Source organism: Niveispirillum sp. KHB5.9, assembly GCF_048066115.1.
Lineage (GTDB): Bacteria > Pseudomonadota > Alphaproteobacteria > Azospirillales > Azospirillaceae > Niveispirillum.
The window spans coordinates 181,062-189,854 of sequence record NZ_JBLTYX010000012.1; the positions used below are offsets into that span (position 1 = coordinate 181,062).

The following is an 8,793-nucleotide window of genomic DNA, read 5'->3' on the forward strand; positions in this document are numbered from 1 at the left end:
GCCCTACGGCCCCTCCATCCGCCACACATCCTTCACATGCCGGGGCAACCGCCTAGGCAGCACCGCCATAAGATCGAACCGGATGGCATGATGGGCCAGATGCGGGCGCTGGGCCACGAACTGGCTGATGGCGGCATAGCGCCGGCGCCAGCTGACCCGTGGCAATGACGACAGCGCCAGCACCATGTTGCGCCGCGCCTTCACCTCCACCACCGCCACCACGCCGCGCTTGGTGGCGATGATGTCGACCTCTCCCACCGGCAGGCGCAGGCGGGTGGCCAGGACGCGATAGCCCTTCAGCCACAGCACCAGGCAGCACAGCCATTCGGCGATGCGGCCCAGCCGTTCGGCACGCCGCCGGTCGATGCGCTCACGCCGGGTCATCGCCCCCCGTCCCGAGCTGCAAAGCCCGTGCATAGACCTGCTTCTTGGGCTGGCCGGTGATGGTGGCGACATGGGCGGCGGCATCGCGCACGCTCATCCCGCCGGTCAGCGCCTGACGCAGCAGACTGTCCATATCGGCCGCGTCATTGGCGGCGGCATCGGCGGCCGGCGGGCCGACCACCACCACGACCTCGCCCTTGGGCGGACCCTTGTCCGTGTAATGCTGGGCCAGTTCGGCGGCGGGGCCGCGCCGCACCTCCTCGAACAGCTTGGTCAGCTCCCGCGCCACGGCCACTTCACGCGCACCGAGGGAAGCGGTCACATCACCCAGCATTTCCGCCAGGCGCTGCGCCGATTCATAGAAGATCAGGGTGGCGGGCAGGGTGCGGAACAGGTCCAGTTCCGTGCGCCGGGCCGCCGATTTGGACGGCAGGAACCCGCCGAACAGGAACCGGTCGCTGGGCAGGCCGGACAGGACCAGGGCGGTGATGGCGGCATTGGCACCGGGCAGATGGGTCAGGGCCAGACCCCGATCCTTCGCCTCGCGCACCAGCTTGAAGCCCGGATCGCTGACCAGCGGCGTGCCGGCATCGGACACCAGGGCAATGGATTGGCCATTGGCCACCTTGTCCAGCAGAACCGGACGCATCTTTGCCGCGTTATGGTCGTGATAGGGCAGCATGCGGGTGCGGATGCCGTAACGGCGCAGCAATTTGCCGGTGACGCGCGTATCCTCGCACGCGATGGCATCGACCCCGCGCAGGATGTCGAGCGCGCGCAGGGTAATGTCGCCGGCATTGCCGATGGGGGTGGCGACGATGTAAAGCCCGGCCGCCGGTTTACGGATGGCGCCGCTGCCGCTAGGCTGCGCCACCACATCGTCATCGCCTTCCTCCGGGAACTCCCCGGCAAGGTCGGCGTCAGGGTCGTGCGGGTCGTCCATGATGGGTGACGTCAAGGGGAAGGGGTTCCGAATGCGTGGGAATGAAGGTCGGCGCGGGGCGTCGTGGCTGGTGACACTGGCGGCATCCGTGGGCCTGCTGGCCGGATGCGCCAGCTCCGGCAGCGTACCGGCCCCGGCCCCCACCCCGCAACCCCCGCCGCAGGTGGTAGCCCCCCCACCCGTCACGCCGCCGCCGGTGGCCGAACCGGTGGCGCCCAAGGATGACAAGGTGCGCGTCGGCCTGCTGCTGCCCTTGTCCGGCGCCAATGCCGCGCTGGGCCAGTCGATGCTGGACGCCGCACAGCTGGCCCTGTTCGACCTGGGGGATGAGAAATTCACCCTGCTGCCGCGCGACACCCAGGGCAGTCCCGGCATCGCCGCCACGGCGGCCCAGGGGCTGGTGGAGGAAGGGGCCGGCATCCTGCTGGGGCCGCTGTTCGGGGCGGAAGCCGCCGCCGTGAAACCGGTGGCGGCCCAGGCCGGCCTGTCGGTGCTGAGTTTCTCCAGCGACTGGAACGTCGCCGGCGGCAATGTCTGGACCCTGGGGTTCCAGCCGCATGAGCAGGTGCGCCGCGTCGTCGGCCTGTCGGTGGCGCGCGGGCTGCTGCGCTTCGGCGTGGTCGCCCCCTCCACCCCCTATGGCGATGCCGCCGTTTCCGCGTTGCGTGAGGCGGCGGAACAGGCCGGGGGCAGCGTCACCAAGGTCGAACGCTATACGGCCGGCGCCACCAACCTGACCGAACTGGTCAAGCGCCTGTCGGATTTCGACCAGCGTCAGGCGGCCCTGGGTGCGGAACGGTCCCGTCTGCAGACGCTGGGCGATCCCGAATCACTGGCCGCCTTGCGTCGCCTGTCCAATGCCGACACGTTCGGTCCGCTGCCGTTTGATGCCGTGCTGATTGCCGAGGGCGGGCAGACGCTGCGCGAGCTGGCGGCCTTGTTCCCGTTCTTCGACATCGATCCCGGCCCCGTGCGCATGCTGGGCACCGGCCTGTGGGATGAAGGCGGGCTGGGGCGCGAAGGGGCTTTGGTCGGCGGCTGGTTCGCCGCACCCGCCCCGGAAGGGCGCGACATGTTCGAGGCGCGGTTCCAGCAGGCCTTCGGCTATCGCCCGCACCGGCTGGCCACGCTGGCTTATGACGCCACGGCGCTGGCGGCGGTGCTGGCCCGCAATGGCGGCTTCGCCGTGCCGTCGCTGATGAACCCCAACGGGTTCGCCGGGGCCGAGGGCATTTTCCGCCTGCTGCCCACCGGTACGGCCGAACGCGGGCTGGCGGTGATGGAGGTGACGCGGACCGGCACCACACAGGTCGATCCCGCCCCGCAGAGCTTCGTCACCACCGCCACCCCGACCTCGTAAGGATACCGCCCATGGATATCCATGTCGCCAAGGCCGCCGACGGGTCGCATGTCCTGAGCTGGAACGGCCGGTCGGTGCCCTGTGCCGTGGGGCGGACCGGTATCCGGCTGGACAAGCGGGAAGGGGATGGCGGCACGCCGGTGGGGTCCTTCACCCTGCGCCGCGTGCTGTACCGTGCCGACAGGATCGACGCCCCGCGCACGGGCTTGCCCGTGTCGGTGATCGCCCGGGATGATGGCTGGTGCGACGATCCGGCCCATCCCGACTATAACCGCCCGGTGAAGCTGCCCTTCGCCGCCAGCCATGAGGATCTGTGGCTGGACAGCATCGTCTATAACATCATCGTCATCCTGGGCCATAATGACGACCCGCCCGTGCCGGGGCTGGGCAGTGCCGTGTTCTTCCACCTGACCGGGGCGGATTATGGCCCCACCGCCGGGTGCGTGGCGGTGCAATTGCCCGACATGCTGGCGGTGCTGGCCGACGCGAAGCCCGGCGACCGCATGGTGATCGCCCCGTCACCGCAGGCCATGGCGGCGTGTGATCCGGTGGAACGGCGGCCGGATTGTTTCTGGTGATCTATTCCCAGCTTTCCCGGTAAAGCGCCACCATCTCCGCCACATTGGGCACGCGCGGATTGTTGCCGGGACTGCCGGAGGCCAAAGCCTGTTCGGCCATGGTGATAAGCAGCCCCTCCCACCGCGCCGGATCGATGCCGTATTCCCTGGGCGTCGGCACCTGCAAATCCGCGTTCAGGCGACGCAGGGCCCCCACCAGTTCTTGCGCCGCACGTTCATCATCCTGGCCGATCTCCGCCGCCCCGATGGCGCGGGCGCAGTCGGCATAGCGCGCCACCGCGCCCGGCAGCGACCATTGCGTGATGGCCGGCAGCAGCATGGCGTTGGACAGGCCATGCGGCACATGGAAGAAGGCGCCGATGGGCCGGCTCATCCCATGCACCAGCGCCACCGAGGCGTTGGAAAAGGCCATGCCGGCCAGCGTCGCCCCCAGCATCATGTTCTCCCGCGCCACGTGGTCGCCCGGATCGGCGCAGGCGGTGCGGATCCAGGGTGCGATGCGGCCCATGGCGGCGATGGCCATGGCATCGGTGAAGGGGCTGGCCTTGACGCTGACATAGGCCTCGATGGCGTGGGTCAGGGCATCGATGCCGGTATCGGCGGTCAGGCGCGGCGGGCAGGACAGGGTCAGCTCATAATCGATGATGGCGGCGGCGGGTACCAGACCCGGCCCGGCGATCAGCATCTTCTCGTCCGTCTCGGTATCGGTGATCACCGTGAAGCGCGTCACCTCCGACCCCGTGCCGGCCGTGGTAGGGATGGCGATGACCGGCATGCCCGGCTTGGGGATCGGGTTGGGCACCTTGTAATCGCGCATCCGTCCGCCATTGGCGGCCAGCACCGCCATGGCCTTGGCCGTATCGATGGGTGATCCGCCGCCCAGCGCCACCATGCCGTCATAGCCACCCCGGGCCAGCAGGGCGGCACCGGCGTTGATCACGTCGGTCGTCGGATCGGGCACGGTATCGGCGAAGATGCCGGGATCGAACCCGGCTGTGCGCAGTGGTGCCAGCAGCTTTTCGGCATTGCCGCTGTCGCGCATGAAGGGATCGGTGACCAGCAACGGCCGGCGCACGCCCAGCCGCGCCAGCACGGCCCCCAGGCGCCCGGCGGCCCCGCCGCCGATTTCCATGATGGGTGGGACCAGGATGGTGGCGATCATGGTGGCGTCCTCCGCTGTTTGTCTTTGCCCGGCATGTTCGGCCCGGCGGGCCCGCTTGCCAAGCGCCCTTCGCCGAAAAGGACGCATGGGGTGATGAGGTTTGTTCATCTGTGGAATGGCGGCGCTTCAGCGCCTATGTTGGTCAACAGCATCATCCAACCACCAGGTTCCCATGACCAGTCCCGCACCCGACCTGTTCGCCGCAGCACGCGCCACCCGCGCCCATTCGCATTCGCCCTATTCGGGCTTCAAGGTGGGGGCGGCAATCCGGTCGGAAAGCGGGCGCATCCATGCCGGCTGCAACGTGGAGAACGCCGCCTATCCCCAGGGTCAGTGCGCGGAGGCCACGGCGATCGGCCTGATGGTGGCATCGGGCGACCGGCGCATCACGGAGATCGTGGTTGTGGGTGGTGATGCGGGTTCCGGCGTGATGTGCACGCCCTGTGGCGGCTGCCGCCAGCGCATCCGGGAATTTGCCGGACCCGACACGCCGATCCATATCTATGATGCCGGCGAATATCGCCGCACCTTCACGCTGGAGGAATTGCTGCCCTTCAGCTTCGGCCCCGACAATCTGGGTTTCTGAGCCGTGAGTGATTATTCCGATACCGAAATGAACCTTGTAGCGATCGCCGAACGCACCCTGCCGCTGCTGGATCTGACCAGCCTGAACGACGCCGATGACGCCGCCACCACGGCCGCTCTGTGCGCTAAGGCGGTGACGCCGGCCGGTAATGTCGCGGCCGTCTGCCTCTGGACGCCTTTCATTCCGCAAGCGAAACAAGCTCTCACGGGCAACGGGGTGAAGGTGGCGACGGTGGTGAATTTCCCCGGCGGGTCGCTGCCGGCGGAAAAGGTGGCGGACCAGATCGCCCGCGCCCTGGCCGATGGCGCGGATGAGATCGACGTGGTCATGCCCTATGCCGCCATCATGCATGGCCAGGGCGGGGACCAGCGTGCCGCCGATCATCTGGCGGCCTGCCGGGAGGCGTGCGGGACCACCACGATGAAGGTCATCCTGGAAAGCGGGGCGCTGGCCAAGCCGGCGCTGGTGGAACGGGCAGCCGCCGTGGCCGTGGCGTCGGGGGCGGATTTCCTGAAGACCTCTACCGGCAAGGTGCCGGCCGGCGCCACCCTGGGGGCCGCGCGCATCATGCTGACCGCCTGCCGCGAGGCCGGGCGGCCCGTGGGCTTCAAGGCATCGGGCGGCATCCGCGATGTGGAGACGGCGGCACAGTATCTGGCGCTGGCGGATCAGGTCTGCGGGGCGGGCTGGGTCTCACCCGCCACCTTCCGCTTCGGCGCGTCGGGCCTGCTGGACGCACTGCTGGGCGTGCTGGGCCATGGGCCGGCGGCGAAGGTGACAACGGGTTACTGACCCGCCGTCACCTGTCCGCCCTCTACCCGCACCCAGCCCGTCGCCAGTTCCGCCACCTCGTCCCGCTGGTGCGTCACATACAGCATGGGCAGGCCGGTGCCGTCGCGCAGGCGGCGCAGATAGGGCAGCAATTCCGCCTTGCGCGCCGGGTCCAGCGCCGACAGCGGCTCATCCAGCAGCAGCAGCGAGGGGTTGGACAAGAGCGCGCGACCGATGGCCACCCGCTGCCGTTCCCCGCCCGACAGGTCGCGGGGGCGGCGGTGCAGCAACGGCGCGATGTCCAGCAGGTCGATCACCGTCTCCAGTGCTGGCCCCAGCCGGCCCCGCCCGCCGAAGAACCTTCCGTAAAGCAGATTGTGCCGCACGGAGAGGTGCGGGAACAGGCGGGCATCCTGGAATACCTGGCCGACATGGCGGCGATGCGGGGCCAGCCATTGCCGCGTGGCGGTATCCACCAGCACCTGCCCGTCCAGCGCGATACGCCCGGCCGTGGGGCGCGACAGGCCGGCAATCAAGGACAGCAGCGTCGTTTTGCCCGCACCCGACGGGCCGGTGACGGCGGTGACGCCAGGGCCGATGGCAAGATCGGCCGTCAGGGTGAAATCCCCGATACGGTGGCTCAGCGACAGTTCAAGCATCGCGCCCCTCCACCCGCCGGCGCACGCGGCGCGCCAGCAACTCGCTGGCCGTCAGGGCGATGATGGCGATGGCGGCCGCCACCAGGGTCAGGCGCAGGGCCGCCGCATCGCCGCCCGGCACCTGGGTCAGGCCATAGATGGCGGCGGGCAGGGTCTGGGTGACGCCGGGGATGGCGGCGACAAAAGTGATGGTGGCCCCGAATTCCCCCAGCGCCTTGGCAAAGCACAGGATGGCGCCCGACAATATGCCGGGCAGCGACAAGGGCAGGGTGACGGTCAGGAACACGGCCCAGGGCGGGGCACCCAATCCGGCCGCCGCATCCTCCAGCCTTGTATCCACCGCCTCCATCGACAGGCGGATGGCGCGGACCAGCAGGGGGAAGGCCATGACCGAACAGGCCAGCACCGCGCCCGTCCAGTTGAAGGCCAGGGTGATGCCGATTTCCGTCAGCAGCCCGCCCACTGGCCCATTGCGCCCGAACAGCAGCAGCAGGATGTAGCCTGTGACCACCGGCGGCAGGACCAGCGGCAGATGCACCAGCCCATCCAGCAGGATGCGGCCGGGGAAGGACCGGCGGGCCAGCAGCCACGCCACGAATATGCCCGGCACCAGGCTGACGGCGGTGGCCCAGCAGGCCACCTTCACCGACAGCCAGATGGCCGTCATCTCCTCCGGCGTGAATGCACCCATTATTTCTTCAGCACCGTGAAGCCCTGGTTGGTGAAGTGCCGTTGGCCTTCCTCCGACAGGATGAAATCCAGCAGGGGCTGGGCCGTGGCAACGTCCGCCCCCTTCAGCAGGGCGATAGGATACTCGATCGGGGCGTGGCTGTCGGCGGGGAAGACGCCGACAATGGCCACACCCGGTTCAACCCGCGCGTCGGTGGCATAGACGATGCCGGCCGCCGCCTCGCCACGGGCCACCAGGACCAGGGCGGCCCGGACATTCTCCGCCGGGGCCAGCTTGTCCGACACCTTGTCCCACAGGCCCAGCTTGGTCAGCGCGGCCTTGGCATATTTGCCGGCGGGCACGGCGTTCACGTCACCCACGGCCAGCCGCTTGCCATCCAGCAGGCGAACGATATCCAGGTTGCCATCGATGGTCAGGCGCTTGGCCTGGCTGCGTTCCATGACCAGCACCAGTTGGTTGCCCAGGAAGGTGGTGCGGCTGTCGGCCTGCACCAGCCCGGCCTTGGCCAGGTAATCCATCCAGTCCTGGTCGGCGGAGATGAAGATATCGGCCGGAGCGCCGGCCTCGATCTGCTTTGCCAGGGCCGAGCTGGCGGCATAGGCGGCGGTGGCATTGGCGCCGGACTGCGCCTTGTAGACGGAGATGACCTCGTCCATCGCCGTCTTCAGGCTGGCGGCGGCATAGATTGTGGCGTCGCGCGCGCCGGCCGCCGGGGCCACCAGCAGTGACAGCGCGACCAGGAACGCGGAAATCCGGGAAAGGGCCATGATGCACCCTGGGATTATGGGAAAGGTGGCCGCAGCCTAGCGTTATGTTTGGTAAAATACAACGCGGTTACGATATGCGTAGGTCGGGGTGAGGCAAGGCCGAACCCCGACATGCTCACGCCGCACCGTTGTTTGTCGGGGTTCGCTATCGCTCACCCGCGACCTACGGCACTATCGGAACGATGCCAAGTCATTCGTCCAGTCTTTCCCGCCAATAACGGATGCAGAACAGTTCCAGGGCCGTCGGCAGCGCCATCCTTGGCTCCCGCGTCCGAACCGTGCGGACAAGCGCGTCGACGCTTATCCCCTCCCGCGCCGCGATATCATCTAACGCCAGCCAACTGGCTGCATGCAGCTCGATGGCATTGAGTTCGTTGCCAATGAGGATGTGTCGGCATTCGACCCGTAGACCGGCGGGGGTGAGGGTGGCCAAAGCGAGCCGCAGGGGATTGTTGGTCGACGGCTGCGGGGCGGTGGGTGCGCGTCCATGCCAGAAAGGTCCGGGACAGCTTTTCCCGCCAGCCGCAATCCCTCGCCCTTGCCGCTCTCCGGCGTGATGAACTCGACCCCTGCATCCTCCAGCGCCGCCACGATCCTGAAATGGATTTCAAGGGTGATGCCGTTGCCATGCTCGAACCGGTAAACGCTGCTGCGGCTCACCTTGGCACGATCGGCCAAATCCTCCTGCGAGAGGTTGAGCAGGATGCGGGCTGCTTTGATCTGGCGGGTGGAAACACGTCTCATGGCAATTGAATGCACATGTGTCCGGCACCCTCGTCCATGCTTGAAGCATGAGGCGTCAGGGTTGAATGACCGTGCTTCTGTTTTTCATCCCTATGTATTCAGCGAACGCAGGATGGTCGATTTTGACGCTGTTGGGGGCGAATCAGCC

At 68.1% G+C, this 8,793-nt stretch carries 12 protein-coding genes; 4 read left to right on the forward strand and 8 right to left on the reverse strand.

What is annotated here, in order from left to right; genetic code table 11:
• Nucleotides 1-3 precede the first annotated feature (3 nt).
• A complete protein-coding gene (locus ACM9HJ_RS19635; RefSeq protein ID WP_416573450.1) occupies nt 4-384 on the reverse strand; it encodes a YraN family protein in 381 nt (126 codons plus the stop codon).
• Complete coding sequence (gene rsmI / locus ACM9HJ_RS19640; RefSeq protein WP_416573451.1) at nt 371-1,342, reverse strand: 16S rRNA (cytidine(1402)-2'-O)-methyltransferase; 972 nt, start codon at nt 1,340-1,342, stop codon at nt 371-373. The genes ACM9HJ_RS19635 and rsmI overlap by 14 nt, the downstream gene beginning before the upstream one ends.
• Before the next feature lie 16 nt (nt 1,343-1,358).
• Between rsmI and ACM9HJ_RS19645 the strand changes: the two genes are divergently transcribed.
• Nucleotides 1,359-2,687 carry a penicillin-binding protein activator gene (locus ACM9HJ_RS19645; RefSeq protein ID WP_416573452.1) on the forward strand — a complete coding sequence of 443 codons (1,329 nt, stop codon included), beginning with the start codon at nt 1,359-1,361 and terminating at the stop codon, nt 2,685-2,687.
• Between the two features lie 11 nt (nt 2,688-2,698).
• Nucleotides 2,699-3,265 (forward strand): L,D-transpeptidase family protein, encoded by a 567-nt coding sequence (locus ACM9HJ_RS19650; RefSeq protein ID WP_416573453.1) that lies wholly within the window; start codon nt 2,699-2,701, stop codon nt 3,263-3,265.
• Nucleotide 3,266: 1 nt separating this feature from the next.
• Here the strand turns inward: ACM9HJ_RS19650 and ACM9HJ_RS19655 are convergent, their stop codons facing one another.
• Nucleotides 3,267-4,427, reverse strand: a complete 1,161-nt coding sequence (locus tag ACM9HJ_RS19655; RefSeq protein WP_416573454.1) for an iron-containing alcohol dehydrogenase — start codon at nt 4,425-4,427, stop codon at nt 3,267-3,269.
• 172 nt (nt 4,428-4,599) lie between these two features.
• Between ACM9HJ_RS19655 and cdd the strand changes: the two genes are divergently transcribed.
• Together cdd and deoC are read left to right on the forward strand one after the other, a co-directional pair.
• Nucleotides 4,600-5,013: a cytidine deaminase gene (gene cdd / locus ACM9HJ_RS19660; protein WP_416573455.1), complete on the forward strand. Its 414-nt coding sequence runs from the start codon at nt 4,600-4,602 to the stop codon at nt 5,011-5,013.
• A 27-nt stretch (nt 5,014-5,040) separates the two neighbouring features.
• Nucleotides 5,041-5,805, forward strand: coding sequence for a deoxyribose-phosphate aldolase (gene deoC, locus ACM9HJ_RS19665; RefSeq protein WP_416573456.1), 765 nt, complete (start codon nt 5,041-5,043; stop codon nt 5,803-5,805).
• Here the strand turns inward: deoC and ACM9HJ_RS19670 are convergent.
• From ACM9HJ_RS19670 to ACM9HJ_RS19690, 5 genes are all read right to left on the reverse strand, one after another.
• Nucleotides 5,799-6,443 carry an ATP-binding cassette domain-containing protein gene (locus tag ACM9HJ_RS19670; RefSeq protein WP_416573457.1) on the reverse strand — a complete coding sequence of 215 codons (645 nt, stop codon included), beginning with the start codon at nt 6,441-6,443 and terminating at the stop codon, nt 5,799-5,801. The genes deoC and ACM9HJ_RS19670 overlap by 7 nt on opposite strands.
• On the reverse strand, nt 6,436-7,134 hold the full coding sequence (gene modB / locus ACM9HJ_RS19675) for a molybdate ABC transporter permease subunit (protein WP_416573458.1): 699 nt from the start codon (nt 7,132-7,134) through the stop codon (nt 6,436-6,438). Before modB ends, ACM9HJ_RS19670 begins: the two co-directional genes overlap by 8 nt.
• Entirely contained in the window at nt 7,134-7,901 is a 768-nt protein-coding gene (modA, locus tag ACM9HJ_RS19680; RefSeq protein WP_416573459.1) for a molybdate ABC transporter substrate-binding protein, read from the reverse strand. Before modA ends, modB begins: the two co-directional genes overlap by 1 nt.
• 190 nt (nt 7,902-8,091) lie before the next feature.
• On the reverse strand, nt 8,092-8,334 hold the full coding sequence (locus ACM9HJ_RS19685) for a ribbon-helix-helix domain-containing protein (protein ID WP_416573460.1): 243 nt from the start codon (nt 8,332-8,334) through the stop codon (nt 8,092-8,094).
• Nucleotides 8,229-8,645: a helix-turn-helix transcriptional regulator gene (locus ACM9HJ_RS19690; protein ID WP_416573461.1), complete on the reverse strand. Its 417-nt coding sequence runs from the start codon at nt 8,643-8,645 to the stop codon at nt 8,229-8,231. Before ACM9HJ_RS19690 ends, ACM9HJ_RS19685 begins: the two co-directional genes overlap by 106 nt.
• Between the last annotated feature and the right edge of the window lie 148 nt (nt 8,646-8,793).

Coding starts and splice junctions, on each gene's coding strand:
- ACM9HJ_RS19635 (WP_416573450.1), bottom strand. CDS start 384: ATGACCCGGCGTGAGCGCATCGACCGGCGGCGTGCCGAACGGCTGGGC.
- ACM9HJ_RS19645 (WP_416573452.1), top strand. CDS start 1,359: ATGCGTGGGAATGAAGGTCGGCGCGGGGCGTCGTGGCTGGTGACACTG.
- ACM9HJ_RS19650 (WP_416573453.1), top strand. CDS start 2,699: ATGGATATCCATGTCGCCAAGGCCGCCGACGGGTCGCATGTCCTGAGC.
- ACM9HJ_RS19655 (WP_416573454.1), bottom strand. CDS start 4,427: ATGATCGCCACCATCCTGGTCCCACCCATCATGGAAATCGGCGGCGGG.
- cdd (WP_416573455.1), top strand. CDS start 4,600: ATGACCAGTCCCGCACCCGACCTGTTCGCCGCAGCACGCGCCACCCGC.
- deoC (WP_416573456.1), top strand. CDS start 5,041: ATGAACCTTGTAGCGATCGCCGAACGCACCCTGCCGCTGCTGGATCTG.
- ACM9HJ_RS19670 (WP_416573457.1), bottom strand. CDS start 6,443: ATGCTTGAACTGTCGCTGAGCCACCGTATCGGGGATTTCACCCTGACG.
- modB (WP_416573458.1), bottom strand. CDS start 7,134: ATGGGTGCATTCACGCCGGAGGAGATGACGGCCATCTGGCTGTCGGTG.
- modA (WP_416573459.1), bottom strand. CDS start 7,901: ATGGCCCTTTCCCGGATTTCCGCGTTCCTGGTCGCGCTGTCACTGCTG.
- ACM9HJ_RS19690 (WP_416573461.1), bottom strand. CDS start 8,645: ATGAGACGTGTTTCCACCCGCCAGATCAAAGCAGCCCGCATCCTGCTC.